Below are 24,336 nucleotides of genomic sequence, written 5' to 3' on the forward strand. Positions count from 1 at the left end.
GTGACCAGGCCGCGGGCTTCCTGGGTGCGGACCACCCAGGAAGCCGCGGCCAGAACCGCATAGTGTCGGGACATGCATCGCAACGAGCTGGGCATTTTCCTCCGGGGGCGCCGCGCGGCGATCCGCCCGGACCGCGACGCGCCGGCGACATCGGGCTACCGGCGGGTTCCGGGATTGCGCCGCGAGGAAGTGGCGCTGCTCGCCGGGCTCAGCGTGGACTACTACACCCGGCTTGAGCAGGGCCGCGAACGGCACCCGTCAGCGCAGGTCGTGGCCGCCCTGTCCCGGGCATTCCAGCTGACCGGGGACGGGCGGGCACACCTGTTCCGGCTCGCCGGGCGCCTGCCCGCCGAGCCGCCGCCGGTGGCGGATCAGGTCGACCCCGAGCTGGCGGGGCTGCTGCAGGCATGGAGCGCGACGCCGGCGTACATCATCAATCCCACCATGGACATCGTGGCCGAGAACGACCTTGCCGCGGCCCTGCACGCGGCGTTCGCCGAACCGGGCAACCTGGCCCGGATGACCTTTCTCGACCCGGTGGGCCGCGAGTTCTACGTCGACTGGGACCGGGCGGCGCACGCGGCGGCCGCGCACCTTCGCTTGGCGGCCGGGCACGATTCCCGCGACCCTCGGCTTGTCGCGCTGCTCGACGAGCTGGCCGAGGGCAGCACGGCGTTCCGCCAGTTGTGGGAGCGCCACGACGTGCGCGGCAAGACCCGGGAGGCCAAGCAGTTCCGCCACCCCGACATCGGCCTGATCACGCTGGACTACGAGACCTTCGACGTGCGCAGCGCGCCGGGCCTGCAGCTCATCGTGCATCACGCCGCGCCGGGAAGCAGCCACGCACAGGCGCTTCACATGCTCGGATCACTCGCCGCGACCTCGGGGGCCAGGCCGGCGAGATGCTGATCGCTTGATCCCCTGGGCGACTGTCTCACCAGCGGTCCGGCACCCGGCGGTTGCGCTGGGGTGGCGCGATCGTATTGCGTACGCCCATGAAAGCGACGACGGCGTCGGCCGCGGTCAGCGCGTTGAGGGCCTGCGGTCGGACGTTCGTGCGGCGTTCGACCCGACCGGCGGACCGGCGGCGCGGGTTTGTCACGGCCGAATGTCACCCCAGGGGTGACTCAAGAGGCCTTTTCCACATACATGCCGGCGCGCCAGGCGTCGGCCAAGGTGTCGAGGGGGACGCCCAGGACCTCGCTGAGGCGGACGATGGTGCCGAAGGCGGGGGCGGGGAGGCGGCCTACCTCGATCTTGCGGAGGGTCTCGGGGGACATGCCGGCGGCGACGGCCACCTCGACGAGGCTGCGGCCGTCTCGGGCCTGCCGGAGGGCGATGCCAAGGCGCTGGCCGGCCGCGATCTGTTCGGCGGTGTGCGGTTGGCGAACCATTCCGTCACTATAGCGTCCAAAACGACGTGGTATAACTATACCGTGATCGAGTTGAAGTCTTCCGCTGAGATCGAGCGTATGCATGTCACCGGCCGCTTCGTGGGCGAGGTGCTGGCCGAGGTCAGCGCCGCGGCCGCGGTCGGCGTCAACCTGCTCGACCTCGAACAGCACGCCCGCCGGCTCATCAAGGAGCGCGGCGCCGAGTCGTCGTACTGGGACTACGCGCCGTCGTTCGGCAAGGGGCCGTTCCGCAACGTGCTGTGCCTGTCGGTCAACGACGCCGTCCTGCACGGCCTGCCGCACGACTACGTGCTACGCGACGGCGACCTGCTCAGCCTCGACATGGCGGTCGCCATCGACGGCTGGACGGCCGACTCGGCGTACTCGGTCATCGTCGGCACCCCGGCCGAGCAGGACCTGCGCCTCATCGAGGCGACACAGGTCGCCCTCGAGGCCGGCATCGCCGCCACCCAGCCCGGTGGCCGCCTGGGCGACATCTCGGCCGCGATCGGCGCGGTGGCCAAGCAGTACGGCTTCCGGGTCAACACCGAGTTCGGCGGGCACGGCATCGGCCGCACGATGCACGAGAGCCCGCACATCCCCAACGACGGGCGCGCCGGGCGCGGCATGAAGCTCACCCCGGGCCTCACCATCGCCATCGAGCCGTGGTTCCTGGTCAGCACCGACAAGATCCGGTTCGACGAGGACGGCTGGACGATCCGGTCGTCCGACGGCTCCCGCACCGCCCACTCGGAGCACACCGTGGCCGTCACCGAAACCGGTCCGGTCGTGCTGACCCGCCGTCCGGGCGAGAAGCCGTCAGGACAGGAAGCTCAGTAGTTTCGGCCAGGCGTCGAGACGTCCCAGGGCGTCGGCCTGCTGACTGCCCCCGACCTGTGCGCCGGGGGCGGTCGGCTGGTTCGGCATGGGATCGCCGACGTAGTGCCCGGCGCCGGGCTCGGTGACTTCGGTGTACGGCCGGTCGCCGCGCCGGGCGGCGATGGCGCCGGAGAAGACGCAGCTGGGCCAGAGCTTGTCGTCGTCGCCGCAGAGCAGGAAGATCTTGCCGCGGATCCGCTCGACCGGGATGACGGCGGCCGGGGTCTTCGGGGGCGTGGCCATCCCGGCCTCCGAGAGCCCGATGGACGGGATCGGCTTGCCGTGGAACGTCCACGCGGGCTGGGACGTGTCCGGCAGGCCCGGGTAGACCACGCTGCTGGGCGAGCCGGCGACGACGCCGTGGACCAGGTCGGGATAGTTCACGCCGAGCAGCAGGGCGGCCTCGGAGCCGCGGGAGACGCCGTAGACGTACATCCGCGCGGGGTCGACGCCGGGCTGCTTCGCCAGCCAGCGCAGGGCGGTGGCGAAGTATTCGAGGGGGATGCGCTCGAGGTGGGCGGGCCGCCCGGGCACGTCGAAGTAGCCGATGCCGAGGGCCGGGATGCCCTTCGCGGCCAGCGCGCGGGCGCTGCTGGTGCCGCCGCCGGCGCCGCCCTCGGAGCCGCCGAAGGCGAGCACGGCGGGCCGTTTCTCGCCGGCGCCGGCCGGCGCGTAGAAGGTGCCGGTGAAGTCTTTCGTGATGTCCTGCGAGGTGACGCCGGGGGCGTCGCGCAGCCGGAGCAGCTCGCCGCCGGCCACCCGGTCGCCGTCCACTGTGGCGGTCAGGCTCACCTTCGTACCGGCCGGGGGTGGGCTCAGGGAGGTCTTGCCCTCGCTCGTCATGGACCAGAGCAGGCCGGTGTCGTGCGTCCCCGTGTACGAACCGGAGACCGGCGCCTGGGTGGCCGGATCGACCGTGCCGGCCCCGCTGGACTCGAAGGTGGCCGCCGACGACCATTGAGCGCCTGATTTGTCCGTCGCGGTCGCCCGGACGACCACGTCGTGATGAGCGGGAAGGCCGGTGAGGGTCACGCCGAGCGGCGCGTCGAACAGCGCCGTGGTCGCGGCGACGTGGAGGGCCGCCGACGGCCCGTGACCGCATCCGGCGAGGAGCAGCAGGGCCGCGGGCACGATCATCCGGCGCATGACGACGATGCTAATCGATCGTTCAGGCCCAGGTCGCGAGCAGGTCCAGGGCATGGCGGGCGGGCGACGACGGCGTGGCCAGGAAGACGATCAGCATCTGGTCGCGGTCGCCGTCCTGGGGTCGTCGGGGTGGCGGGCCGCGTCCATGCGCAGCACACCGGCCATGTCGGAGGCGACCTGGCACCAGTCGGCGGCGAACAGCGAGCGCGCGCCCTCGTCGAGGGTCAGCCAGCGGACGGCGTTGCGCTCGCGGGCCGGCATCGCCGGGAAGTCGGCCATCAGGAGCCGGGCCATGCGGTTGCTGGCCAGCACATCCGTACGCCGGCCGAGAACGAAGGCCGGAGCGTCGCCGAGCTGTTCGATGAGCGCGAGCAGGCCGGGACGGACCGACTGCGCCTTCGGCGCGACCCGGCGGCGGGTGGGCGTTCGGCGAGCCACGGTGTGCAGGTACGCCCGTTCGGCGTCGTCCAGGCGCAGGGCGGACGCGATCGCGTCGAGGACGGCCTCGGACGGGCTGATCGGCCGGCCCTGCTCCAGCCGCGTGTAGTAGTCGACGCTCACCCCGGCCAGCGAGGCCAGCTCCTCGCGCCGGAGCCCTTTCACCCGCCGGCCGGTGAGCTCCACCTCGGGGCGCAGCGCCGCCCGCCGGCCCCGCAGGAACTCGCTCAGCTCCTCGTTGTGCGCCATGCACCCATGGTGCCCCTCCCCCGGCCGCCCGTGGCGCCGTTGGGTGGCCCTGAGCGGGCCAGTTTCACGGCTCCGGGCGGCCGGGCGGCGTGGATCCATTGAGCCATGGAAAACACCGAGAACTGGCTCATCACCGGCGCCACCTCCGGGTTCGGGCGCCTCGTGGCGCGGCGGGCGCTGGACCGGGGCGCCCACGTCATCGCCGTCGGGCGCCGCGGCGACCTCCTGGCCGGGCTCGCCGGCCGGGTCACCCCGATCACGCTGGACATCACCGCACCCGAGGCCGAGCCGACGCTGCGAGCCGCGGTCGAGGCCGCCGGCGGGCTCGACGTGCTCGTCAACAACGCCGGGTACGGGGTCTTCGGCGCGGTCGAGCAGATCAGCGGCGCCGAGGCCCGCGCCCTGTTCGACACCAACGTGCTGGCCAACCTGGCCGTACTGCGGGCCGCACTGCCGGCCCTGCGCGCCTCGCGCGGGCGCATCGTGCAGCTGTCGTCGATGAACGGCCAGATCGCCTGGGCGTCGTCCGGCCTCTACCCGGCGTCGAAGGCGGCCGTGGAGCTGTTCAGCGAGGCGCTGGCGGCGGAGCTCGCCCCGGCCGGCGTCCACGTCACGCTGGTCGAGCCGGGGCTGTTCGCCACCGGGTTCGCCGGTTCCGTGCACGCCGTGGCGCCCGACGAGACGTACGCGCCGACCGTGGGAAAGTTCCTCGCCGACTTCTCCCAGCTGCCGCCGTCCGCGTTCGGGGACCCGGCGCGGGTGGCCGACGCGATCGTCGCGGTGACCGAGATGCCCGACCCGCCGCTGCGCCTGGCGGTGGGCGACGACGCGGTCGCCGGCATCCGCGCCTCGCTGCACGCGCGCCTGGCCGAGCTGGATCGCGCATTGGCCTAAACGATTGAGGCGGCTTTGGCCCTCCGGCCGGATCCCGGTGGATCTAGCCTGAGGGCCGAGCACAACTGAGGAGCCTTCATGACCCGGGTCGACTTCTATTTCGACGCCGCCTGCCCGTTCGCCTGGATCACGTCGCGGTGGATCCACGAGGTCTCGCCGCTGCGCGAGCTGGAAGTGCACTGGAAGCCGATGAGCCTGTACGTGCTGAACGAGGGGCGCGAGCTGCCCGACTGGTACCGCGACCTGGTCGACCGGTCGCTCGGCACGGCCCGCGTCGTCACGGCGGCGGCCGAGGAGCACGGCTACGAGGTGCTGCGCGACCTCTACACGGCGCTCGGCACACGGATCCACAACCAGGGCAACAAGGACTTCGCCGCCGTGGTGCCCGAGGCGCTGAGCGAGGCCGGGCTGCCGGCCTCGCTGGCCGGCGCGGCCGGCGACGACCGCTACGACGAGGCGCTGCGCAAGAGCCACCACGAGGGCATGGACCCGGTCGGCGAGGACGTCGGCACGCCGACCATCCACATCGACGGGGTCGCGTTCTTCGGGCCGGTCCTCAACCAGATCCCGCGGGGCGAGGAAGCCGCACGGATCTTCGACGGGGCGCGGGCGCTGGCCAACTACCCCGGCTTCTTCGAGCTCAAGCGGACCCGGACCGGCGGGCTCTCCTTCGACTGAGAACGCTCGGCGGACTGAGAGGCAAGGCCGTCGAGGAGGCGCTGCAGGCCGTACTCCAGCAGCACGTCCAGGTTGAAGTCGTGGTCGCCCTCGGTGATGTAGCGGGCCATCAGCGGCAGCTTGCCCGTGCCGAGGACGGCCGCGAACCGTTCGCCCTGCGAGGCCAGCCACTGCTGGTCGGTCATGCCGGTCTCCTGCTCGGCCTGCGCCTCCTCCTCGAGGTTGACGGCCGTGCCCCGTACGTAGTTGGCGATCGTCACCGCGGCCTTGAACTGGGTCTCCGTGTCGAAGCCGCGGCGCTGGAGCGCCCGCATCGTCCACTCGGTGTGCGCCATCGCGTGCGGGGCGAGCAGGGGCCGGGTGAACGAGACGGCCTGGGCCAGCCAGGGGTGGTCGCGGTACATCGACCACTGGAGCCGGGCCAGCGCCTCGACGCAGGCCCGCCAGTCGTCGGTGTCCGGGTCGAGCGCGGCCGGCGGTGGGTTGTCGGCCATCACCCGGTCCATCATGAGCAGGACCAGGTTCTCCTTGTCCTGCACGTAGCGGTAGAGCGACATGGTCGGGATGCCGAGGTCGCCGGCCAGGCGGCGCATGGAGACCGCGGGCAGCCCCTCGGCGTCGCCGATGGCGATGGCGGCCTCGACGACCTGGTCCGTGTCCGGTGGTGTGGCGGCGCTTCCGGACACGATCGTGCCGGCGCCGGGCCGGGTCTCGACCAGGCCGGTGTCGCGCAGGTGGGCGATGACCCGGGTGGCGGTGGCCATGGCGACGCCGTGGGTGGCCATGATCTGCCGCGTCGAGGGCACGGGGCCGCCGTCTTTGATCTGGGCCTCGATGGAGGCGGCGATCCGCCGGTACAGGGGTTCCACCGCACTAGTGCAGCACATGGTGGAGTTAGCACTACCGACACGGCGACTAGTGCGCTCGTACGGTGTACTCATCCGACCACGGGAGGGGCACCATCATGAATGACGCGGTCCGTGTGGAATCGCTGTACAAGACATATGACAACGGGGTGACCGCCCTCGACGGCGTGTCCGCGGCCTTCGCCTCGGGCACGTTCACCGCGGTCATGGGGCCGTCCGGATCCGGCAAGAGCACGCTGTTGCAGTGCGCGGCCGGGCTCGACGAGCCGACCGCGGGCCGGGTCTTCATCGGCGGCACCGAGCTGACGGCCACCAAGGACACCGCCCGCACCAAGTTCCGGCGCGGCCGGGTCGGCTTCGTCTTCCAGGACTACAACCTGTTGCCGTCCCTGACGGTCGAGCAGAACGTGCTGCTTCCCTTGCGCCTGGCCGGAAAGCGCCGGAAGGACCCGAAAGCGATCCTCGGCCGCTTGGGGCTCGGCGATCGCACCCACGAGCTGCCCGAGCGACTCTCCGGCGGTCAGCGCCAGCGGGTGGCGGTGGCGCGGGCGCTGGTCACCGAGCCGGCCGTCATCTTCGCCGACGAGCCGACCGGGGCCCTCGACATGCGCAGCGCCCGCGAGGTTCTGACGCTGCTGCGGGCCGTGGTGCACGAATTCGGCCGTACGGTCGTGATGGTCACCCACGACCCGGTGGCGGCCGCACACGCCGACTCGGTGCTGTTCCTGGCCGACGGACGGCTGGCCGGGTCGCTGGCCCGGCCGACCGCCGAGGCTGTGGCCGAGCGCCTCGCCCACCTGGGCGACCTCACCACCCGGATCGCGGCATGATCGCCATCGCGCTGCGGAACCTGAAGCACCGGCCGGGCGGCTTCATCGCCACCTTCGTGTCCGCCTTCCTCGGCGCTGCCCTGCTCATGGCCTTCGCGTCCCTGATGGACACCGGGGACTCCGAGTCGCTGACGACCACGGCCACGGTCGGCGGCGGCTGGTGCCTCGTCATCGTGGCCTTCGCGGTCACGTCGACCCTGTCGCTGTCGGTGCGGCAGCGGGCCGATCAGGTGGCGCTGCTGCGCTCGGCCGGCGCGACCGGGCCCCAGTTGCGCCGCATGATCGTCGGGGAGGCGGCGGCGATCGCTGTGCTCGCCTCGGCGGCCGCGGTGCCGGTCGGCTGGGTGCTCGGCCGTGTGCTGCTGTCGCTGCTCAAGGACACGGGCCAGGTGGACGCCGGCGTCGGCTACCAGTTCGGCGCGATCGCCCTGGGAACGGGCTTCGGCGTGACGCTGCTGGGTGCGGTGGCCGCGGCGTGGGCGACCGCCCGCCGTACGGCCGGAAACGCCGGCGGCAAGCCGGAAAGACCGCGCCTGCGCCGGATCGGGGCGGTGCTGTTCCTGCTCGCCGGGGCGAACTGCTCGATCCTGACGGCCACGGTGATGGACGGCAAGGGCGTCGACGCGATGCAGACGGCCGGTCAGGCCGGGATCTGGGCGGCGATCGGCCTGGCCCTGCTGGCGCCCGAGCTGCTGCGGATGGTCACGGCCGTCGTCGGCCCGGTCGTGCGGGCCCTGGGCGGCGTGGCCGGTGAGCTCGCGGTGACCGGCGTGCACTCGCGGTCGCGCCAGCTGGCCGGCGCGGTGATGCCGGTGGTGCTGTTCACCGGGGTGGCCACCGGAACGGTCTACATGCAGGGCATCGAGGACCGGGCGGCCGAGGGCCAGATCCAGCCCGAGTACGCCCAGGACATTCAGACGCTGAACTACGTGGTGGTCGGCATGATCGCCCTGTTCGTGGCGGTGATGCTGGTGAACACCCTCATCGCGGCCACGGCCCGGCGCCGCCGTGAGTTCGCCCAGCACCGCCTCGCGGGAGCCACCCGCGGTCAGCTGCTGGCGATGGTCTCGCTCGAGGTCGTCCTGGTCGCTATCACGGGTGTGCTCGGCGGGTCGGTGGCCGCGCTCTTCACCATCGTCCCGTTCGGCTCGGCCCGCGCCGGGCACCTGTGGCCGGACGCGAGCCCGTGGCAGTACGCGGTCATCGTCACCCTGGCCGTGCTGCTGACCGCGGCCGCCACGGTCCAGACGACCCGCCGAACGCTGCGGGGCCCGGCCACCGCCGCGATCCGCGCCTGACACCCGCCTACAGCAAACGGCCCCGGCCTGAGGCCGGGGCCGTTTGCATGGTCACTTACTTGCCGTGGCGCGCGTACTTGGCGCGGAACTTCTCGATGCGCCCGGCGGTGTCCAGAACCCGGGTGCGGCCCGTCCAGAACGGGTGGCTCGCCGAGGAGATCTGAACGTCGATCACCGGGTAGGTCTGCCCGTCGGTCCACTCGATGGAGTTCCTGCTGGTCTCCGTCGAGCGGGTGAGGAAGGCGAAGTCAGCGTTGCGGTCGCGGTAGACGACGCGGTGGTAGTCCGGGTGAATGCCGTTCTTCATGGCTATCTCCTCCAAAGGGACGTCCACCACAACCAGGCGCGGGGTCACACTATTCCGGCCTCGGTGACTGCTGGGTCACAGGGCTTGAGCTGCTAATTTACGCAAACTTCGAGGAGGCGGCGTCGAGCGCGGCGGCCTCGTCGGCCGACAGGTCGAAGGTGGCGGAGGCCAGCAGGGCCGGCAGCTGGGCGGTGGTGCTGGCGCTGGCGATCGGCGCGACCACCCGCGGGCGCTGACGGAGCCAGGCCAGGGCCACAGTGGCGATCTCGGCGCCGCGATCGCGGGCGATCTTGTCGAGGGCGCCGACCACGTCGAGGCCGCCGTTCTCGAGCAGGGCGGCCGCTCCCCCGCCGCGCGGGGACTTCGAGAGGTCCTCGGTGGTGCGGTACTTGCCGGTCAGGAAGCCGCTGGCCAGGCCGTAGTAGGGCACGACGGCCAGGTTCTCGGCGGCGGCGACCGGGGCGATGTCCGTCTCGTAGTTGGCCCGGGCCACCAGGTTGTAGTGCGGCTGCACGGCCACGGGCAGGGCGAAGCCCTCGCGGCGGGCGATCTCGATCCACTCGCGGATGCGGGCGCCGGTGTAGTTGGAGACCGCGACGGCACGTACCTTGCCGGCCCGGACCAGCGCGTCGAACGCGGCCGCGGTCTCGATCAGCGGGGTCGACTCGTCGTCGTAGTGCGCGTAGTAGAGGTCGATGTGCTCGACACCGAGCCGGCCGAGCGAGGCGTCCGCCGCCGCCGCGATGGTGGTCGCCGACAGGCCCCGGAACTGCGGGTGCTGGCTGACCTTGGTGGCGACGACGATCTGGTCGCGGTGGCCGCGCGAGCGCAGCCACTCGCCGATGATCGTCTCGGACTCGCCACCCGAGTTGCCGGGCACCCAGGCCGAATAGCCGTCGGCGGTGTCGATGAAGTTGCCGCCGCCGGAGACGTACTGGTCAAGCACCTCGAATGAAGCGTCTTTGTCGCTGGTCCAGCCGAAGACGTTGCCGCCCAGCGAGAGCGGGAAGACGTCGATGCCGGAGTTTCCGAGAGTCGCCATGGACCTGATTTTCCTTCCGTTGATCAACCCCCGAACGCTATCTCGGCCGCGGCGGACCGGCATCACATGTCACAGAGTCCGTAGCCGGTATGCCCGTTGACATTGATTGATGTCGATCCAAGGGGGACGCTCGAACCACCGACCCCCCGAGGAGGACGCCATGCTGTTACGCAGGATCGCCGCGGCCCTGTGCGCCACCGCGCTCGCCGCCGTCGGGCTGCAGGCCACGAGCGCCGCGCCGGCCACCGCCGCGCCCAGGGTGCTCTACTACGACGCGAGCCAGGCCCAGGAGTTCCGCTCGGTCGTCGACCAGGGCGCCCAGATCTGGAACAGCCGGGTCACCAACGTGCGCCTGGTGGCGGTCTCGGCCGGCCAGACCCCCAACATCCGGGTGTACGCCGACAACGGCTGGCCACGCACATATACGACGTCCCTGGGCAACGGCCGCTGGTACATGGGCCGCGAAGCGGTGAACGACGGCTATTTCCAGGCCCGCATCGCCGCCCACGAGTTCGGCCACATCCTCGGCCTGCCCGACCGTCGCACCGGCCTCTGCGCCGACCTGATGTCCGGCAGCAGCGCCCCGGTGTCGTGCACCAACGCCTACCCGAACACCCGGGAGGCCACCACCGTCAACAGCAACTTCGCCTCGGCCGCGGCAGTGGCACCCCAGGTCTACGCCTGGGCCGGCTGAGGGGCCGTCTCAGCGGGTGATGGCCGGCGTCAGTAGCGGAACTTGTGTCGCGAGCTGCGCCGGTTCACCCGGGCCGGTGCCGTTTCCCGGTTGTCGCCATGGCGCGGCGGCGCGGCCGGCTCATGGCCCTGGGGGAAATTTCGCATCGTCACCACGAAGCCCTGGACCAGGCGGTCCTCGCGCAGGTCGCGGTAGGTGGCCTCGATCAGCACCTGGGTCTTGTCGGCCCGCACCAGCGAGCAGAACACCACGCCGTCGCCGGAGCCCCGGAAGGCCTGGCGCAGCTGGTCGCGGTCATCCGGATGCACCAGGTCGTCGAGGGTGGCCAGCGGCGGAAGCTCCTCGGCGCCCAGCAGCTCGCGCAGTGACGGGCTGGCGTAGCGGATGCGCAGGTCCTCGTCGACCACCACCATGATGTTGGCGCTGTTGCGGATCACCGCGCGCAGATAGAGGTCGCTGTCGCGCCGGCCGACCGCCTCGACCAGGGAGATGCGGTCCAGCGCGAGCGCGGCCTGACCGGCCAGCACCTCCAGGGTGTCGCGGGTGGCGGTGAGGGTGTCCCGGCGCCCCTCGAGGATCAGGGCGCCGCCGCTGGGGCGGGCCACGGCGAGCGGCTCCAGCCGCAGCGGGCAGACCAGCGTGGCGTAGTCGCGGTCCTCCCCCTCGATCCACCAGCTGCGGGGCGGCGGGCCGGCCTCGGGGCCGGGCACCGCCTCGAGCGGGAGCCGGCGGTCGTCGACGGCGAAGTCGGTGCCGCGGAGGGCGTCCGGCGGCATGAGCTCGGCGATCGCGGCGCGGACGGCTTTGTCGACGGCCGCCGTGTCGGCCGCGGCGACCAGGGCGGCGCTCGCCTGGCGCAGGCCGCGCTCGCGGGCCAGGGCCCGCCCGTTCAGGGCCACCGAGTCGGTCAGCCGGGTGATGGTCAGCAGCAGGGTGATCGCGCCGGCGACGGCGATCACCACACCGTCGCCGACCGTGCCGTGGATCGCCTCGATCAGCAGGACGACCGGCGGGGTGGCGACCGAGAGGCCCAGCAGGGCGGCCCAGCGCCCCCGCCACGGGCTCGGGCGCGGCGTCGCGGGCTCGGTGAGCCGCACCATCGACGGGTGCAGCGCGGCGGCGCCCCAGGCCAGGTAGAGCACCACGAACCCGGTCTCGCTCAGCCGGCCCGGCCACAGCGGCTGCACGATGTCGCTGACCAGCACGCCCACCGCGCCGGCGACCAGCAGCGTGGCCGAGACGTTGCGGCCCACGGCGACCAGCACGCGGACGACGACGGCGAGGAGCAGAAGGGCCCCGATGACGTACGACCCGGAGACGTCCCCGATCCGGCCGGCGTCGCCGACGGCGAACACCCAGACCACCAGCAGGGTGGAGCACGCCAGCGCGAGCAGGTCGATGAGCCGTGCCCGGTCGACCAGGATCGCTCCGATGCGGGTCAGCTGCAGCAGGCCGCCGGCGACCAATACGCACATGACGTAGAAGCAGACATCGGCCACGCCGGGGTGATCCAGCGCGGTCAGCACGTCGCCGGCGGCGCTGGCCACGATGGCGCCGGCGAGAAGGAGCCAGGGTCCGAGCCGGGCAGGTCGGTAGCGGCGGACCCCGTAGACGATGGCGGCCGCGCTACCGATCCCCAGCACAGCCCATTCGATGGCCCTCAGCACGCACTACTAGTACCAGTGGCGTCGCTGTGTGTCCATGTCGCCCTGTCAGGCCGGAAGACCGCCCACCTGGGTGTTGACCCACGCACGGATGGAGGGCAGGTCGCCGTAGATGGACGGGGCGGTGGCGCAGGTCGAGCTGTTGTTGCCGGCCCGGCTGGTGACGCCGATCAGGGACCAGCGGCCGCTGATGGCGCGGACCTGCGGGCCGCCCGAGTCGCCGTAGCAGGCGCCGGCGTTGCCGTTCGTGTTGTTGGTGCAGATCTCGTACGCGGCGTTGATGCCCGCGCAGCGGCTGTCGGCCACGATCGAGGTGTCGAGCTCGTTGGCCACGCGCGGGGTGGAGCCGCACCCGCGGGTGGGGCAGGTCTGACCCCAGCCGATGATGCGGGTCGCGGTGCCGACCGCACCCGACGCGGTCGGGATCGGGGCGGGGGCGTAGGTCACGGAGCTGGCCAGTTCCAGGAGTTTGACGTCGATCGACGGGTGGTTGACGGCCCTTCGCACGGCGACCACGGTGCCGCCGCCGGCCCGGTCGACACTGCCGACGCGTACGGAGGAAGGGGTCGGGCAGTGTTTGGCCGTGACCGCCCAGTTGGCCTTGATGAGCGAGCCGGTGCAGCCCAACACGTAGACCATGAACGAGTAGTTCTCGCTGGCCGGGCGGCCGTTGACGACGTTCGTGCCGACGCCGGGATCGGCGCTCGCGGCGGCCGGCGTGAGCAGGCCGGCCGCCACCACGCAGAGTGCGACGAGCGTTCGGGCGAGGATGCGCATCGGTTTGTCCTCCTCGAATTCGATGGAGGACAAACCGTAGCCATTGATAGACGTCTATCGATACATCCCAGCCGGACCCTACCGCGGGCCGATGGCCCGCATGGCCGTGCGCACCTGCGACAGCGGGTCCGGGCCGAGCGGGCGCAGCACGATCGTGTCGGCGCCGGCCGCGCGCAGGGACTCGATCTTGCCGGGGATCTCCTCGGCCGGGCCGATCAGCGAGAAGACCTCGGACGGGTCCACGCCGAGCCAGGCCGCCTGGCCCTCGACCATCTCGCGGGTCACCTCGAAGTCGTCGGTGCGCAGGTACGTGAAGACGATCAGCTCGTGGGCCGGGCGGTCGCCGGCGGCACGGCCCTTCCCGATGTGCGCGAGGGCAGCGGCGATCTCGGCCGGCCCGGCGCCCTCGGCCAGGATCGTGCCGTCGGCCACGCGGCCCGACAGCTCCAGAGACTTCGGCTTCACCACGCCCGTGACGATCGGCGGGACCACGCGCGGCGGGTGCACCAGGGAGATGCCGTCCAGTGTCACCTCCTGGCCGTGCAGGGTCACCGTCTCCCCCGCCAGCAGACCCCGCGCGCCCACGATGGTCTCCTCCAGCAGCGCCAGCTTGCGGGTGCGTTCGGCGCCCACCTTGCGCATCCAGTCCGGCACGCCGTGGCCGACACCCGCGACCAGCCGGCCCTCGTGCACCCGGGCCAGGTTGCCCAGCTCCATGGCCAGCAGCGCCGGGTTGCGCAGGGCGACCGGCGCGATGCCGATGCCCACCCGCAGGTGGGAGGTGGCGGCCAGGGCGAGCGCGGCCGAGCTGATCGAGCCGGTCCAGCCGAGGTCCTCGATCACCCACAGGTCGTCCGCGCCGAGCCGCTCGAGGTCGGTGGCGAAGCCGGTCAGCTCTTCGGGCTGCCGGTCACGGTCGAACATGAATCCGATCCTGGTCATGCCGATAGATGATCACACCCAGACGGTCGCGAGCCAGACCGCCACGGCGGCCAGCACGAGAAGCACGATGTTGAAGCCGATCAGCCGGGCCTCGCCGCGCGAGAGGTGCAGCGCGATGCCGCCGATCTGGACGAGCACGAGCCCGGCGGCCGCGGCGAGGGCCAGCCCGGGCAGGATCCCGGTCAGTGGCGGGAGGATCAGGCCCACGGCGCCCAGGACCTCCAGCACGCCGATCGTCCGCAGCAAGGGCAGCGGAACCGTGTCGACCCAGCCCATCATCGGCCGCAGCTGGTCGCGGCTCCGGAGCACCTTGAGACCGCCGGAGTACAGGTAGACGAGGGCGAGCAGCGCGGCGACGATCCAGTAGGCGATGTGCATGGTTGGATCATGCGGCACTTTCGAAGGGCCTACAAAAGGCACATGCTGACCCTGACGTTGCGCCACCTCGAGCGCGACGGCCTGGTCTCCCGCACGGCGTACGCCGAGGTGCCGCCCCGGGTCGAGTACGCGCTGACCACCATGGGCCGAAGCCTGATCGCGCCCGCGCTGGCGCTGGCCGGATGGGCCATCGAGCACGTGCCGGCGATCGAGGCCAGCCGCGCCGCGTACGGGACACAGCGCGACGGCTGACAATGGCAGGATCGACCGATGCCAATCCTCTTCGACGGTCGGCTGCCGGTCGCGTACGGCCAGGGCTACCTGACGAGCCGCGAGCTGCCCGACATGGACCGCGCGTTCGCCGGCCAGGTCAACGGGCTCTGCGGCGCCGGCGATCCCGGCACGCTCTTCCTCATGACCGGCACGCATTCGGGCCAGGTCAACTTCACCATTGAGGTGTACGAGGTGGAGCCCCCGCCCGCCGGCCCGGCCTGGGAAGAGGTCGTCGAGGTGTCCTTCATGCCGCGGGCGGCCACGGTCGGCCTCGTCCCCTGGGGCGACGGTGCCCTGGCCGAGCTGGGACTTCCGCGGCGGCTGTACCGGGTCCGGTACTGCGCGGCCGGCATGGACGAGGGCAGCAAACCGTACGGGGCCTTCGATCCGGACGAGATCGAGGACGGCGACTACACGTACATGGATCAGCGCCCGGACCGCTACCTGTTGTGTTTCTGGCCGGACGACAAGGACCGGGGCGACGCCATCCTCCGGCGGACCAGCGCCTCGGCCGCCTACTGGCACAACTGGGCCGCCGGGCTCGCGGCCCCGCCGACGCTGTGGGAGCAGGTCGAGGCCGTGGAGCGAGAGCGCGAGGAGCAGGCGCGCCGAGCGGCCGAGTACCGGCGGCGGGAGGAGGCGCGGCTCTGGGGCGGCCGCCCGCCGAGCGACCGGCTGCGCCAGGTCAAGGGCAACGTGCACGGCATGGCCCGGCTCGACCGCGACCTGGTCGACGGGGTGGCCGGGGCCGGCGACGAGACGCAGCGGCGGATCGCGATCTGGGCGGCCCGGCGGGCGTTCGCCTACGCCGGGGTCGGGGATCTCGACTGGATGGCGCCCGCGTGGGCCGCACTGGAGAGGGGCGAGCCGCTGCCGGCCGAGTACACCGACTCGAAGGCCCTCTGGACGCGGATCCTGGGTGCGGCGCCCACGACGTACTCGAAGGTCTCGCTCCGCCCGCTCTACGAGAGCCTGGACAAGCGGCTGCCCCGCCTCCTCGACGGCCCGGTCGACCGGGTCGCCATGGCCGCCCCGGCGCTGTGGGCGGCCGCCGAGCCGGACCCGCTGCGGGCGGCGCTGGAGGCACTGTGGGCGGGCGTGACCACGTACGCCCAGGAACGCTCTGTCTTCCTGGACGACGTGCGGCGGGCCTTTCCGATCGTGGACCGGAAAGGCCCGTCGAACTAGCCGTTGCAGATGTCGGTCATCTCGTCGCGGGCGACGACCTTGATGCGCTGGCGGCCGTGCGGCTCGCCGAGGGTGATCTCGTGCGCGTCCAGCTTCTGCCAGCCCTCCCAGGTGGTGATGGGCAGGCCGCGGCCGCGCAGGTAGTTCGTCACGTCGTCGTGCTCGCGCGACGGGGCCGTCGGCAGCTTGTCGACGTCGGCCAGCAGGCTGGTGATCGTCTCGCCGGCGTCGCCCTTGGTGTGGCCGATGAGGCCGACCGGGCCGCGCTTGATCCAGCCGGTGACGTACATGCCGGGGATGTGCTCGCCGTCGAGGTCGAGGATGCGGCCGGCCTCGTGCGGGATGGTGCCGGTCCTGGTGTCGAACGGCAGGTCGGGCAGGGCGGTGCTCAGATATCCGACCGCGCGGTAGACGGCCTGGACGTCCCAGTCGGTGAACTCGCCGGTGCCGCGGACCCAGCCGTCGCCGGTGAGCTCCTGCGTCTCCGTACGCAGGCCCTCGACCTTGCCGTTGTCGCCCAGAACCTCGACCGGCGCCTGGAGGAAGTGCAGGTGCAGGCGGCGCGGGCGGTCCTCGCGGGGGTCGCGGACGGCCCAGTTCTGCAGGATGTCGACGCACATCTTGACGTGCCGGGTCTGCCGCATCGCCTCGAGGCTGCCCTCGTCGAACTCGATGCCCTCGGGGTGCACGATGACGTCGACGTTCGGCGAGTGGTCGAGCTCGCGCAGCTCCTGCGGGGTGAACTTGACCTGGGCCGGGCCGCGCCGCGAGAAGACGTGCACGTCGGTGACCGGGCTGTTCTTCAGGTGCTGGTAGACGTTGTCCGGGATCTCGGTCTCGAGCAGCTCGTCGGCCGTCTTGGCCAGGATCCGGGCCACGTCGACGGCGACGTTGCCGGCGCCGATCACGGCGACCTTCTGGGCGGTCAGCGGCCAGTCGCGGGACACGTCGGGGTGCCCGTTGTACCAGGACGCGAAGTCGGCGGCGCCGTAGCTGCCCAGCTTGTCGATGCCGGGGATGTCGAGCTCGCGGTCCTTCTCGGCGCCGGTGGCGATGATCGTCGCGTCGTAGAAGCGGCTCATCTCCTCGGGCTTGACGTCCACGCCGTAGGCGACGTTGCCGATGAAGCGGATCCGCGGGTTGTCCATCACCCGGTGGAGAGCCTTGATGATCTCCTTGATGCGCGGGTGGTCCGGCGCGACGCCGTATCGGATCAGACCGTAGGGGGTCGGGAGCTTGTCGAAGATGTCGACGGTGACGTTCTCGACGGCCTTGATGAGGTGGTCGGCGGCGTAGATGCCGGCCGGGCCGGCGCCGATGACGGCAACCCGCAGAGGGCGGTTCATGGTCGCGGTTCCTTAACAAGATCGACGTTAGGCAAACCTAACTGTAAAACCTCAACCTAGGTTCAGATCAAATCAGGTCCCGCCGGGTGATATTCCGTCGCGCAGCGTGACGAGACCCACCGTGCTATTAAACCCATGGGGAATGTAGGGTTGCGATGGCAGACACCATGATCAACTAGTTGAGGCCCCTCCATGACGGCAGACGAACACGCTGCGTGGCGACAGGCGCGCGAGCGCTCGGTCACCGCGCCCACCGGCAATCTCGCCCTGGTCGAGACCCGCTGGGGCGCCGACGACCCGGCTTCGATTCTCGAGGATCAGCCACCCACAGTAACCGCCAGCACGCTGGCCCGACGTGATTTGATCACGGGCATCGAGCAGCGCGGCGTCCGCCTCTGGGACGCCGAGTCGCCGGCGATCCGTGCCTTCGCAGGCATTGACGCGTACGCATATTCCCAGGACTGGGTGCTCGAGGGCACCTGGACCGAGGTGCCGGGGGCCCGCCACCTGCCCTTCGAGCACGCCCGCGACGAGGGCCGCACCCGTGACCTTCCGGTGCCGGGTGATATTCACCTCACCATCGCCGGGCGCGACTACAACCTGAGCGCCTTCGACGACGAGGGCACTCTCCTGCTGGTCTTCGGCGACCCCACGAACGGCACCGAGACCTACCACTCCGGCCGTTTCCTGTTCCCCACACTCACGCCGGGGACCAACAAGATCGTTCTCGACTTCAACCGGGCGTTCGTGCCGCCGTGTGGGTTCTCCGCGGCCTACAACTGCCCGATGCCGCCACCGCAGAACCGCATCGCCGTCCCGGTCCTCGCCGGCGAGAAGCTCCCTCTGTTCAAGAATGGATACGCAGTATGAGAAGGCTCTTGGCCTCGCTCGCGGCGGTGACCGCGCTGAGCGTGGTGGCGGCTTGCGGCTCTTCGGGCGGCGACTCGTCGTCCTCGACCCCCACAAATGCCACGATTCAGGTCGGCTCGGTCTATGAGCCGCAGAACCTGGACAACACGGCCGGCGGCGGCCAGGGCGTCACCGAGGCGCTCAACGGCAACGTCTACGAAGGGCTCTACAAGCTCACCGACGACGGCAAGGTCGAGCCGCTGCTGGCCAAGAGCGAGAAGGTCAGCGACGACGGCCTGACCTACACGTTCACCCTTCAGCCGAACGTCAAGTTCCAGTCCGGCAAGGCCCTGACCTCGGCCGACGTCAAGGCGAGCATCGAGCGGGTCACCGCCGAGAACTCGAAGTCGGCCCGCAAGAGCAACCTCGAGGTCGTCAAGAGCATCGCCACCCCGGACGACTCGACCGTGGTGGTCACGCTCTCCAAGCGGTCCATCTCGTTCGTCTACAACCTCAGCTACGTCTGGATCGTCAACTCCCAGGCGACTGATCTGACGACGAAGGCGGACGGCACCGGGCCGTACAAGCTGGGTGAATGGAAGCGCGGCTCGACGCTCACCTTGACCAAGTTCGACGGCTACTGGGGTACGCCCGCGAAGAACGCCGGTGTGGTCTTCCACTACTACACGGACGCCACGGCGCTGAACAACGCGCTGTTGACGAACGCCGTGGACGTCGTCACCAGCGAGCAGAGCCCGGACGCGCTGGCCCAGTTCAAGAACAACACCTCGTACAAGGTGAACGACGGCAAGTCGACGACCAAGCTGCTGCTGGCCTTCAACGACAAGGTCGCGCCGTTCAACAAGGTCGAGGTACGCCAGGCGATCACCCAGGCGATCGACAAGAAGAAACTGCTCAACAGCATCTGGGGCGAGTACGGCACGGTGATCGGCTCCATGGTCCCGCCCACCGACCCGTGGTACGAGGATCTGACCTCGGTCAACGCGTACGACGTGAACGCGGCCAAGGCCAAGCTGACCGCGGCCGGCTTCCCGAACGGCTTCACCTTCACCCTGGACACGCCGAACTACGACCCGCACCCGACCGCGGCGACCTTCATCAAGTCGGAGCTCGCGAAGGTCGGCGTCACGGTGAACATCAACACGATCACGGCCGACCAGTGGTACACGAAGGTGTACCAGAAGCGTGACTTCCAGGCGACGATGCAGGAGCACGTCAACGATCGGGACGTGGTCTGGTACGGCGACCCCACCTTCTACTGGGGCTACGACAACAAGCAGGTCACCAGCCTGGTCAACCAGGCCGAGCAGGCCAAGACGACCGACGAGCAGACCGCGCTGCTGAAGCAGGCCAACAAGCAGATCGCCACCGACGCGGCCAGCGACTGGCTCTACCTCTACCCGCAGATCGTGGTCGCCTCGTCGAAGCTGTCCGGATATCCCCTCAACGGCCTGAACGCTCAGTTCCCGGCGTACGACATCGTCAAGAGCTGATGACCCGCTACCTGCTGCGAAGGGCAGCGATCCTGCTGGGATCGCTGTTCCTCGCCGCGGTGGCGCTGTTCGTGCTGCTGCGGCTCCTGCCCGGCGACCCCGCCAACGCCCTGCTGCCGGTGGGCGCGACCCCCGAGCAGATCGAGGCCGCCCGGCGGGAGCTGGGCACGAACGAGCCGCTGCTCACCCAGTTCCTCACCTGGCTCGGCGACCTGTTCTCGGGCGACCTCGGCACCTCGCTGATCAGCAAGCTGCCGGTGGCGCCGGAGATCGCGGCCCGGCTGCCGGTCACGGTGCCGCTGACCCTGGCCGCGTTCGTGCTCGCGGTCGCGGTGGCGGTGCCGGTGGGCACGCTGGCCGCGGTCCGGGCCGATCGGTGGTACGGCGTGGTGCTGAACGCGGTGGCCCAGTTCGGCATCGCGGTCCCCGCCTTCTGGGTGGGACTGCTGCTGGTCACCGTGTTCGCGTTGAAGCTGCAGGTGCTTCCGGCCGGCGGCTTCCCGCCCGACGGCTGGGCCGACTTCCCGGCGGCGGCCGAATCGCTGGTCCTGCCGGTCGTGACGGTCGCGCTGGTCATGTCGGCCTCCCTCATCCGGTACGTCCGGGCGTCGGTCCTCGAGGTCAAGGGCGCCGATTACCTTCGTACGGCCCGGTCGCTCGGCTCCTCCCCCGCGCGTGCCCTGTGGCGGCACGGGCTGCGCAACGCGGCCGTGCCGGTCATCGCGGTGCTCGCCATGGAACTGGCGACGACGTTCCTGGGCGCGGTGGTCGTGGAGAGCGTGTTCGCGCTGCCCGGCCTGGGCGGCCTGCTGGTCAAGGCCATCGGCGAGCACGACTTCCCGGTCATCCAGGGCGTGATGCTGGTCAGCACCGCGGCCGTGCTGGTGGTCGGCTTCCTCGGCGACGTGTCGCAGCGCCTGGTCGACCCCCGCCTGCTGCATCGGAGCGCCTCGTGAGCCGTCGCCGTTCCCTTCACCTGGTCATCGGGCTCGCGCTGGTGCTCATCGTCGCCGGTGCGGTGCTCATCTCGTACGTCTGGCTGCCCTACGCCCCGGACGACACCTCGGGCGGTCGCCTGACCCCGCCCAGCGGCGACCATCTGCTGGGCACGGACAAGCTCGGCCGGGACCTGTTCACCCAGCTGCTGATCGGCGGCCGCATCGCGATCGGCACGGCGCTGGGCGCGGTCGCGGTCGGCGGCGTGCTCGGGGTGAGCGCCGGGCTCCTCGCCGGTTTCGCCCAGCGCTGGCTCGACGACGCCTTCGCGGTGGTGCTGGACATCCTGATCGCGTTCCCGACCCTGCTGCTGGCGATGCTGATCGTGGCCGGGACGGGCGCCTCGCTGGGCACGGCGATCCTGGCCATCGGCCTGGCCATGGCCGCGATCGTGGCCCGGCTGGTGCGGGTGCTGGTGAAGCAGGTGCTGGCCCGCGACTACATCACCGCGGCCCGGATCGCCGGTGTGTCATGGCCGCGGATCGTGGCCGGGCACATCCTGCCCAACATCGGCCCGGTCGTGATGGTGAACCTGGCGTTGCAGGCCGGCCTGGCCGTCCTGGCCGAGGCGAGCCTGTCGTATCTGGGCCTGGGCACGCCGCCGCCGAACGCCTCCTGGGGCCGCATGCTGTACGAGGCCCAGGCCACCGTGCTGACCTCGCCGGTGGCGGCGCTGGCGCCCGGCATCGCCCTGGTGGTGCTGGTGGTCGGCATGAACCTGACCGCCGACGGCCTGCGCGACCTGACCGACCCGGCCCGCCGCCGGGGCCGCGCCGCCGCACCCGCGGACACCCCGGATCCCTTCGACCTGGCCGACTACACGACGGTCGTCGATCCGGCCCTCACCGCCGCTTCAGCCGACGGCTCCGATTCCGCTCCTGCCGACGGCTCCGACTCTGTTCGCCGGGGGCTCCGATGAGTCTGCTCACCGTTTCCGGGCTGACCGTTCGCAGCGGCGGCACGACGCTCGTCGACGACATCTCCTTCACCGTGGCCCAGGGCGACCGGGTCGGCCTGATCGGCGAGTCCGGGTCGGGCAAATCCCTGACGGCCCTCGCGGTCACCGGCTTGCTTCCGCCGGGCCTGACGGCGACCGGAGAGGTACGCCTCGACGGGGTCGACATGATCGGGGGGACCGAGCGGCAGCGCACGGCGGTGCGCGGCCCGGTGGCGGCGATCGTCTTCCAGGAGCCGCTCACCGCGTTGAACCCGCTCATGCGGGCCGGCCGGCAGATCGCCGAGCCGCTGCGCCGCGTCCGGGGCCTGCGCGGCCCGGTGCTGCGTGAAGCGGTCCACGGCGCGCTGCGGGAGGTGCTCCTCGACGACACCGACCGGATCGCCCGCTCGTACCCGCATCAGCTCTCCGGCGGCCAGCGCCAGCGGGTGGCCATCGCGATGGCGCTCGCCTGCCGCCCGCGCCTGCTGATCGCCGACGAGCCGACCACCGCGCTCGACGTGACAGTGCAGGCCGAGATCCTCGACCTGCTCGACCGCCTGGCCACCGCCCACGGCACCGCACTGGTCTTCATCACCCACGACCTGCCGGTGGCGGCCCGGGTCATCCGCGACACCCACGTGATGCGCGGTGGCCGCATCGTCGAGTCGGGCCCGATCTCCTCGCTGATCGCCGGCCCGGCACATCCCTACACCCGAACCCTCGTCGACAGCGCCCGCCGCTTCGACGCCGCCCTGGAGCGGACCGCCCGTGACTGACTCGCCCCGCCCCGACGCCACGCGCCTGGCATCCCCCGCGGCCTCCGCCGACCCCGGCGCCGCACGCCCGGCATCCCCCGCGGCCTCCGCCGACCCCGGCGCCGCACGCCCGGCATCCCCCGCGGCCTCCACTGATCCCGGCGCCGCACGCCCGGCATCCCCCGCGGCTGGGGCCTCGTCCGGGGCGCCTCTGGTCGCGGCCGAGGGTGTCGGTTTCTCGTATCGCGGCGGCGCTCCCGCGCTGACCGACGTGTCGCTGGCCGTCGAGGCCGGCCGCAACGTCGCTCTCGTGGGCGAGTCCGGCGCCGGCAAGAGCACGCTGCTGCGGCTGCTGCTCGGGCTGGCCACGCCGTCGACCGGCACCATCACGTTCGGCGGGCAGCCGCTGACGCGCGGGCGGCTGCGGGACTACCGGCGTTCCGTCCAGGCGGTCTTCCAGGACCCGTACTCCTCCCTGGACCCCCGCCACAAGATCGGCCGCATCGTGGCCGAGCCCCTGCGCGGACTGGGCCTGGGCGCCGACCCGGCCCGCGTGGCCGAGGCGCTGGACGCCGTCGGGCTGCCGGCCGACACGGCGAGCCGCTATCCGCACGAGTTCTCCGGCGGCCAGCGGCAGCGGATCGCCATCGCCCGGGCCATCGTCTGCCACCCGAAGGTCCTGCTGGCCGACGAGCCGGTGAGCGCCCTCGACCTGACCACCCGGGTCCGCATCGTCGACCTGCTGTCGTCGCTGTGCGCCGACCGCGACCTGACGATCCTGCTGGTCTCGCACGACCTCGGCGTCGTGGCCGAACTCTGCCAACACACGGCCGTGCTGGAGCGAGGGCGGCTGGTCGAACAGGGCGGGACGTCCCAAGTGCTGGGCGCCCCGTCCCATCCGTACACCCGAAGGCTCTTGTCCAGCGTGCCCCGGCTCCCGGGCTGAGTCCTAGACGAGTAATTCCTAACGCCTTCTAGTCGCGTGTACATGCACAGGTGCACTGCACACATGTCGTGTGCAGGTGACATGCATACGTGCAGATGTAGTCAGGCGTAAAGGTGAAGGGTGTTGATGATCCGTTTGTGACGACAGACCTCAACACCCTTCTGACCGCACTGTACGTGAAGATCGACGACTGGCTCGGGCGGCCACCTCGGGTCGGGCGCCCACCCAGGCTTTCCGACGCTGAACTGCTGACCGTGGCGGTGGCTCAGGCCCTGCTCGGGATCCGCTCGGAGGCCCGGTGGCTACGGTTCCTGCCACGGCATCTACCCGGCGCGTTCCCCTATCTGCCCGGGCAATCGGGCTACAACAAGCGTTTGCGAGCGGCGCTGCCGTTGCTGAAACGAGCGATCCGGCTGATCGCCGCCGACACCGATCTGTGGCACGACGATGTGTGGGTCACCGACTCCACGCCGGTGGAATGCGGACGGTCCCGGCCGACCGTCAAACGCTCCGAGCTGGCCGGCTGGGCCGGCTACGGCTACTGCTCGTCACACTCGCGGTTCTTCTGGGGACTGCGCCTGCATCTGATCTGCACCCCGGCCGGGCTGCCGATCGCCTGGTCCCTGGCCACCGCCAAGACCGATGAGCGGCACGTCCTGGCCGCCGCTCTGGAGGAAGATCCACAGCTACTGACGTCGCGGGCCGGGCAGATCATCATCGCTGACAAGGGCTACGTGTCCGCCGAACTCGACCGGTGGCTGACCGAGCGTGGAATCCGGTTGCTGCGACCGTCTTACCGCAACCGCACCCCACACCCCGGTGAGCACCTGCTCAAACCCGTTCGTCAGCTGATCGAGTCAGTCAATGACACGCTCAAAGGCCAACTCGATCTGGAACTGCACGGCGGCCGCAGCATCGAAGGCGTCGGCGCCCGCGTCGCCCAACGCCTGCTCGCCATGACCGCCGCGATCTGGCACAACCGCACCACCGGACAACCCCTGACCAGGTCACTGATCGCCTACGACCACTAATCCGAATAAGGACTTACTCGTCTAG

28 protein-coding genes are annotated in these 24,336 nt (G+C 71.1%); 16 read left to right on the forward strand and 12 right to left on the reverse strand.

Features of this window, described 5'->3' with window-relative positions; translation table 11 throughout:
- The first annotated feature begins 72 nt into the window (after nucleotides 1-72).
- Nucleotides 73-909 (forward strand): helix-turn-helix transcriptional regulator, encoded by an 837-nt coding sequence (locus CRP55_RS49980; RefSeq protein WP_179855703.1) that lies wholly within the window; start codon nucleotides 73-75, stop codon nucleotides 907-909.
- Nucleotides 910-934: 25 nt separating this feature from the next.
- Here the strand turns inward: CRP55_RS49980 and CRP55_RS53765 are convergent, their stop codons facing one another.
- Nucleotides 935-1,102 (reverse strand): hypothetical protein, encoded by a 168-nt coding sequence (locus tag CRP55_RS53765; protein WP_179855704.1) that lies wholly within the window; start codon nucleotides 1,100-1,102, stop codon nucleotides 935-937.
- Between the two features lie 25 nt (nucleotides 1,103-1,127).
- Entirely contained in the window at nucleotides 1,128-1,394 is a 267-nt protein-coding gene (locus tag CRP55_RS49985) for a helix-turn-helix domain-containing protein (RefSeq protein WP_097329167.1), read from the reverse strand.
- A 42-nt stretch (nucleotides 1,395-1,436) separates the two neighbouring features.
- On the opposite strand from CRP55_RS49985, the gene map reads away from it, so the two are divergent.
- Complete coding sequence (map, locus tag CRP55_RS49990) at nucleotides 1,437-2,234, forward strand: type I methionyl aminopeptidase (protein WP_097329168.1); 798 nt, start codon at nucleotides 1,437-1,439, stop codon at nucleotides 2,232-2,234.
- On the opposite strand, the gene CRP55_RS49995 is transcribed toward map, so the two are convergent.
- The gene (locus tag CRP55_RS49995; protein WP_179855705.1) at nucleotides 2,214-3,419 is read right to left on the reverse strand and encodes an acyl-CoA thioesterase/bile acid-CoA:amino acid N-acyltransferase family protein; all 1,206 of its coding nucleotides are present in this window, start codon (nucleotides 3,417-3,419) and stop codon (nucleotides 2,214-2,216) included. The genes map and CRP55_RS49995 overlap by 21 nt on opposite strands.
- Nucleotides 3,420-3,509: 90 nt before the next feature.
- On the reverse strand, nucleotides 3,510-4,106 hold the full coding sequence (locus tag CRP55_RS50000; protein ID WP_218855192.1) for a helix-turn-helix transcriptional regulator: 597 nt from the start codon (nucleotides 4,104-4,106) through the stop codon (nucleotides 3,510-3,512).
- A gap of 105 nt (nucleotides 4,107-4,211) precedes the next feature.
- On the opposite strand from CRP55_RS50000, the gene CRP55_RS50005 reads away from it, so the two are divergent.
- Nucleotides 4,212-5,000, forward strand: a complete 789-nt coding sequence (locus CRP55_RS50005; protein WP_097329170.1) for an SDR family NAD(P)-dependent oxidoreductase — start codon at nucleotides 4,212-4,214, stop codon at nucleotides 4,998-5,000.
- A gap of 78 nt (nucleotides 5,001-5,078) precedes the next feature.
- Nucleotides 5,079-5,678: a mycothiol-dependent nitroreductase Rv2466c family protein gene (locus CRP55_RS50010; RefSeq protein WP_097329171.1), complete on the forward strand. Its 600-nt coding sequence runs from the start codon at nucleotides 5,079-5,081 to the stop codon at nucleotides 5,676-5,678.
- Here CRP55_RS50010 and CRP55_RS50015 read toward each other — a convergent pair.
- Nucleotides 5,621-6,547, reverse strand: a complete 927-nt coding sequence (locus CRP55_RS50015) for a TetR/AcrR family transcriptional regulator (protein WP_245924003.1) — start codon at nucleotides 6,545-6,547, stop codon at nucleotides 5,621-5,623. The two genes, CRP55_RS50010 and CRP55_RS50015, sit on opposite strands and share 58 nt — an antisense overlap.
- Nucleotides 6,548-6,642: 95 nt before the next feature.
- Between CRP55_RS50015 and CRP55_RS50020 the strand changes: the two genes are divergently transcribed.
- On the forward strand, nucleotides 6,643-7,374 hold the full coding sequence (locus CRP55_RS50020; RefSeq protein WP_097329173.1) for an ABC transporter ATP-binding protein: 732 nt from the start codon (nucleotides 6,643-6,645) through the stop codon (nucleotides 7,372-7,374).
- Nucleotides 7,371-8,672, forward strand: a complete 1,302-nt coding sequence (locus CRP55_RS50025; protein WP_097329174.1) for an FtsX-like permease family protein — start codon at nucleotides 7,371-7,373, stop codon at nucleotides 8,670-8,672. The genes CRP55_RS50020 and CRP55_RS50025 overlap by 4 nt, the downstream gene beginning before the upstream one ends.
- A 55-nt stretch (nucleotides 8,673-8,727) precedes the next feature.
- Here CRP55_RS50025 and CRP55_RS50030 read toward each other — a convergent pair whose 3' ends face one another.
- Together CRP55_RS50030 and CRP55_RS50035 are read right to left on the reverse strand one after the other, a co-directional pair.
- Complete coding sequence (locus tag CRP55_RS50030) at nucleotides 8,728-8,979, reverse strand: type B 50S ribosomal protein L31 (protein WP_097329175.1); 252 nt, start codon at nucleotides 8,977-8,979, stop codon at nucleotides 8,728-8,730.
- Nucleotides 8,980-9,076: 97 nt separating this feature from the next.
- Nucleotides 9,077-10,021 carry an aldo/keto reductase gene (locus tag CRP55_RS50035; RefSeq protein WP_097329176.1) on the reverse strand — a complete coding sequence of 315 codons (945 nt, stop codon included), beginning with the start codon at nucleotides 10,019-10,021 and terminating at the stop codon, nucleotides 9,077-9,079.
- A gap of 160 nt (nucleotides 10,022-10,181) precedes the next feature.
- Here CRP55_RS50035 and CRP55_RS50040 point away from each other — a divergent pair, with 160 nt between their 5' ends.
- A complete protein-coding gene (locus CRP55_RS50040) occupies nucleotides 10,182-10,715 on the forward strand; it encodes a snapalysin family zinc-dependent metalloprotease (protein ID WP_097329177.1) in 534 nt (177 codons plus the stop codon).
- Between the two features lie 29 nt (nucleotides 10,716-10,744).
- Here the strand turns inward: CRP55_RS50040 and CRP55_RS50045 are convergent, their stop codons facing one another.
- From CRP55_RS50045 to CRP55_RS50060, 4 genes are all read right to left on the reverse strand, one after another.
- Entirely contained in the window at nucleotides 10,745-12,358 is a 1,614-nt protein-coding gene (locus tag CRP55_RS50045; RefSeq protein ID WP_097329191.1) for a PAS domain-containing protein, read from the reverse strand.
- Between the two features lie 69 nt (nucleotides 12,359-12,427).
- A complete protein-coding gene (locus CRP55_RS50050; protein ID WP_097329192.1) occupies nucleotides 12,428-13,156 on the reverse strand; it encodes a S1 family peptidase in 729 nt (242 codons plus the stop codon).
- Nucleotides 13,157-13,234: 78 nt separating this feature from the next.
- On the reverse strand, nucleotides 13,235-14,098 hold the full coding sequence (locus tag CRP55_RS50055; RefSeq protein ID WP_097329178.1) for an LLM class flavin-dependent oxidoreductase: 864 nt from the start codon (nucleotides 14,096-14,098) through the stop codon (nucleotides 13,235-13,237).
- A 12-nt stretch (nucleotides 14,099-14,110) separates the two neighbouring features.
- Nucleotides 14,111-14,476 (reverse strand): DoxX family protein, encoded by a 366-nt coding sequence (locus CRP55_RS50060; RefSeq protein ID WP_097329179.1) that lies wholly within the window; start codon nucleotides 14,474-14,476, stop codon nucleotides 14,111-14,113.
- Between the two features lie 42 nt (nucleotides 14,477-14,518).
- Here CRP55_RS50060 and CRP55_RS50065 point away from each other — a divergent pair, with 42 nt between their 5' ends.
- Together CRP55_RS50065 and CRP55_RS50070 are read left to right on the forward strand one after the other, a co-directional pair.
- On the forward strand, nucleotides 14,519-14,728 hold the full coding sequence (locus CRP55_RS50065; protein WP_281260873.1) for a winged helix-turn-helix transcriptional regulator: 210 nt from the start codon (nucleotides 14,519-14,521) through the stop codon (nucleotides 14,726-14,728).
- An 18-nt stretch (nucleotides 14,729-14,746) separates the two neighbouring features.
- Nucleotides 14,747-15,937 (forward strand): hypothetical protein, encoded by a 1,191-nt coding sequence (locus CRP55_RS50070; protein ID WP_097329181.1) that lies wholly within the window; start codon nucleotides 14,747-14,749, stop codon nucleotides 15,935-15,937.
- Here CRP55_RS50070 and CRP55_RS50075 read toward each other — a convergent pair.
- Nucleotides 15,934-17,283, reverse strand: coding sequence for an FAD-dependent oxidoreductase (locus tag CRP55_RS50075; protein ID WP_179855706.1), 1,350 nt, complete (start codon nucleotides 17,281-17,283; stop codon nucleotides 15,934-15,936). The genes CRP55_RS50070 and CRP55_RS50075 overlap by 4 nt on opposite strands.
- Nucleotides 17,284-17,475: 192 nt before the next feature.
- On the opposite strand from CRP55_RS50075, the gene CRP55_RS50080 reads away from it, so the two are divergent.
- The 7 genes from CRP55_RS50080 to CRP55_RS50110 all read left to right on the forward strand — a co-directional run bounded on the left by CRP55_RS50080 (nucleotide 17,476) and on the right by CRP55_RS50110 (nucleotide 24,311).
- Nucleotides 17,476-18,153, forward strand: a complete 678-nt coding sequence (locus CRP55_RS50080) for a DUF1684 domain-containing protein (protein ID WP_097329182.1) — start codon at nucleotides 17,476-17,478, stop codon at nucleotides 18,151-18,153.
- Nucleotides 18,150-19,646, forward strand: a complete 1,497-nt coding sequence (locus tag CRP55_RS50085; RefSeq protein WP_097329183.1) for an ABC transporter substrate-binding protein — start codon at nucleotides 18,150-18,152, stop codon at nucleotides 19,644-19,646. The genes CRP55_RS50080 and CRP55_RS50085 overlap by 4 nt, the downstream gene beginning before the upstream one ends.
- A complete protein-coding gene (locus CRP55_RS50090; RefSeq protein ID WP_097329184.1) occupies nucleotides 19,646-20,602 on the forward strand; it encodes an ABC transporter permease in 957 nt (318 codons plus the stop codon). The genes CRP55_RS50085 and CRP55_RS50090 overlap by 1 nt, the downstream gene beginning before the upstream one ends.
- Nucleotides 20,599-21,561, forward strand: a complete 963-nt coding sequence (locus CRP55_RS50095) for an ABC transporter permease (protein ID WP_097329185.1) — start codon at nucleotides 20,599-20,601, stop codon at nucleotides 21,559-21,561. Before CRP55_RS50090 ends, CRP55_RS50095 begins: the two co-directional genes overlap by 4 nt.
- Nucleotides 21,558-22,355 carry an ABC transporter ATP-binding protein gene (locus CRP55_RS50100; RefSeq protein WP_097329186.1) on the forward strand — a complete coding sequence of 266 codons (798 nt, stop codon included), beginning with the start codon at nucleotides 21,558-21,560 and terminating at the stop codon, nucleotides 22,353-22,355. The genes CRP55_RS50095 and CRP55_RS50100 overlap by 4 nt, the downstream gene beginning before the upstream one ends.
- The gene (locus CRP55_RS50105; RefSeq protein ID WP_245924004.1) at nucleotides 22,348-23,280 is read left to right on the forward strand and encodes an ABC transporter ATP-binding protein; all 933 of its coding nucleotides are present in this window, start codon (nucleotides 22,348-22,350) and stop codon (nucleotides 23,278-23,280) included. The genes CRP55_RS50100 and CRP55_RS50105 overlap by 8 nt, the downstream gene beginning before the upstream one ends.
- A gap of 137 nt (nucleotides 23,281-23,417) precedes the next feature.
- Complete coding sequence (locus CRP55_RS50110) at nucleotides 23,418-24,311, forward strand: IS982 family transposase (RefSeq protein ID WP_097327380.1); 894 nt, start codon at nucleotides 23,418-23,420, stop codon at nucleotides 24,309-24,311.
- The last annotated feature ends 25 nt before the right edge of the window (nucleotides 24,312-24,336 follow it).

It is taken from the genome of Paractinoplanes atraurantiacus, from assembly GCF_900215205.1.
GTDB classification, from domain to species: Bacteria; Actinomycetota; Actinomycetes; order Mycobacteriales; family Micromonosporaceae; genus Actinoplanes; species Actinoplanes atraurantiacus.

What these genes read in the sequence shown, in the direction of transcription:
- CRP55_RS49980 (WP_179855703.1), top strand. Translation starts at nt 73, where the DNA reads ATGCATCGCAACGAGCTGGGCATTTTCCTCCGGGGGCGCCGCGCGGCG.
- CRP55_RS49985 (WP_097329167.1), bottom strand. Translation starts at nt 1,394, where the DNA reads ATGGTTCGCCAACCGCACACCGCCGAACAGATCGCGGCCGGCCAGCGC.
- CRP55_RS49995 (WP_179855705.1), bottom strand. Translation starts at nt 3,419, where the DNA reads ATGCGCCGGATGATCGTGCCCGCGGCCCTGCTGCTCCTCGCCGGATGC.
- CRP55_RS50000 (WP_218855192.1), bottom strand. Translation starts at nt 4,106, where the DNA reads ATGGCGCACAACGAGGAGCTGAGCGAGTTCCTGCGGGGCCGGCGGGCG.
- CRP55_RS50005 (WP_097329170.1), top strand. Translation starts at nt 4,212, where the DNA reads ATGGAAAACACCGAGAACTGGCTCATCACCGGCGCCACCTCCGGGTTC.
- CRP55_RS50010 (WP_097329171.1), top strand. Translation starts at nt 5,079, where the DNA reads ATGACCCGGGTCGACTTCTATTTCGACGCCGCCTGCCCGTTCGCCTGG.
- CRP55_RS50020 (WP_097329173.1), top strand. Translation starts at nt 6,643, where the DNA reads ATGAATGACGCGGTCCGTGTGGAATCGCTGTACAAGACATATGACAAC.
- CRP55_RS50025 (WP_097329174.1), top strand. Translation starts at nt 7,371, where the DNA reads ATGATCGCCATCGCGCTGCGGAACCTGAAGCACCGGCCGGGCGGCTTC.
- CRP55_RS50030 (WP_097329175.1), bottom strand. Translation starts at nt 8,979, where the DNA reads ATGAAGAACGGCATTCACCCGGACTACCACCGCGTCGTCTACCGCGAC.
- CRP55_RS50035 (WP_097329176.1), bottom strand. Translation starts at nt 10,021, where the DNA reads ATGGCGACTCTCGGAAACTCCGGCATCGACGTCTTCCCGCTCTCGCTG.
- CRP55_RS50040 (WP_097329177.1), top strand. Translation starts at nt 10,182, where the DNA reads ATGCTGTTACGCAGGATCGCCGCGGCCCTGTGCGCCACCGCGCTCGCC.
- CRP55_RS50050 (WP_097329192.1), bottom strand. Translation starts at nt 13,156, where the DNA reads ATGCGCATCCTCGCCCGAACGCTCGTCGCACTCTGCGTGGTGGCGGCC.
- CRP55_RS50055 (WP_097329178.1), bottom strand. Translation starts at nt 14,098, where the DNA reads ATGACCAGGATCGGATTCATGTTCGACCGTGACCGGCAGCCCGAAGAG.
- CRP55_RS50060 (WP_097329179.1), bottom strand. Translation starts at nt 14,476, where the DNA reads ATGCACATCGCCTACTGGATCGTCGCCGCGCTGCTCGCCCTCGTCTAC.
- CRP55_RS50065 (WP_281260873.1), top strand. Translation starts at nt 14,519, where the DNA reads ATGCTGACCCTGACGTTGCGCCACCTCGAGCGCGACGGCCTGGTCTCC.
- CRP55_RS50070 (WP_097329181.1), top strand. Translation starts at nt 14,747, where the DNA reads ATGCCAATCCTCTTCGACGGTCGGCTGCCGGTCGCGTACGGCCAGGGC.
- CRP55_RS50075 (WP_179855706.1), bottom strand. Translation starts at nt 17,283, where the DNA reads ATGAACCGCCCTCTGCGGGTTGCCGTCATCGGCGCCGGCCCGGCCGGC.
- CRP55_RS50080 (WP_097329182.1), top strand. Translation starts at nt 17,476, where the DNA reads ATGACGGCAGACGAACACGCTGCGTGGCGACAGGCGCGCGAGCGCTCG.
- CRP55_RS50085 (WP_097329183.1), top strand. Translation starts at nt 18,150, where the DNA reads ATGAGAAGGCTCTTGGCCTCGCTCGCGGCGGTGACCGCGCTGAGCGTG.
- CRP55_RS50090 (WP_097329184.1), top strand. Translation starts at nt 19,646, where the DNA reads ATGACCCGCTACCTGCTGCGAAGGGCAGCGATCCTGCTGGGATCGCTG.
- CRP55_RS50100 (WP_097329186.1), top strand. Translation starts at nt 21,558, where the DNA reads ATGAGTCTGCTCACCGTTTCCGGGCTGACCGTTCGCAGCGGCGGCACG.